The 687-nt window shown below is 48.5% G+C and carries 1 tRNA gene and 1 rRNA gene; both read left to right on the top strand.

From position 1 onward, the window contains the following. A 16S ribosomal RNA gene (locus SCM96_16010) occupies positions 1-171 on the top strand; the annotation flags it as partial. A gap of 201 nt (positions 172-372) precedes the next feature. Then, positions 373-449: transfer RNA gene (locus tag SCM96_16005), tRNA-Ile, on the top strand. The last annotated feature ends 238 nt before the right edge of the window (positions 450-687 follow it).

Below are 687 nucleotides of genomic sequence, written 5' to 3'. Positions count from 1 at the left end.
AATACGTTCCCGGGCCTTGTACACACCGCCCGTCACACCACGAAAGCCGGCAACACCCGAAGTCGGTGGGCCAACCTTTATTGGAGGCAGCCGCCGAAGGTGGGGCTGGTGATTGGGGTGAAGTCGTAACAAGGTAGCCGTATCGGAAGGTGCGGCTGGATCACCTCCTTTCTAGGGAGTAAAGCAAGAAGAACCTTTAACCATAAATTCTGGAAACAACCCTTACCCTGTTTAGTTTTGAGAGAGCGCATAAGCTTTCTTTATTTGAAACGATCTTTTACAACGGTGGAGCACGAAGTGGGAAAGGAAACTGCTCATCAAGGAGCGGTTTTTTACCCTAGTGAGCTAACTCGACCAACCGCTTTTTAAAAGGGGCCTATAGCTCAGTTGGTTAGAGCGCACGCCTGATAAGCGTGAGGTCAGTGGTTCGAATCCACTTAGGCCCACCACATACTGGAAGTTAGAGGTTAGAAGTTGGAAGTTGGATAAAACCAAAGGCCAAAGTCAAAACCTCAAAACGACCGGGGACACACTGGAAGTTAGAGGTTAGAAGTTGGAAGTTGGATAAAACCAAAGGCCAAAGTCAAAACCTCAAAACGACCGGGGACACACTGGAAGTTAGAGGTTAGAAGTTGGAAGTTGGATAAAACCAAAGGCCAAAGTCAAAACCTCAAAACGACCGGGGAC

This window comes from Acidobacteriota bacterium (assembly GCA_033549365.1).
Classification (GTDB): domain Bacteria; phylum Acidobacteriota; class Aminicenantia; order Aminicenantales; family Saccharicenantaceae; genus JAWSUF01.
The sequence above is the reverse complement of the archived record's forward strand: the minus strand, read 5'-3'. Positions and strand labels throughout refer to the sequence as shown.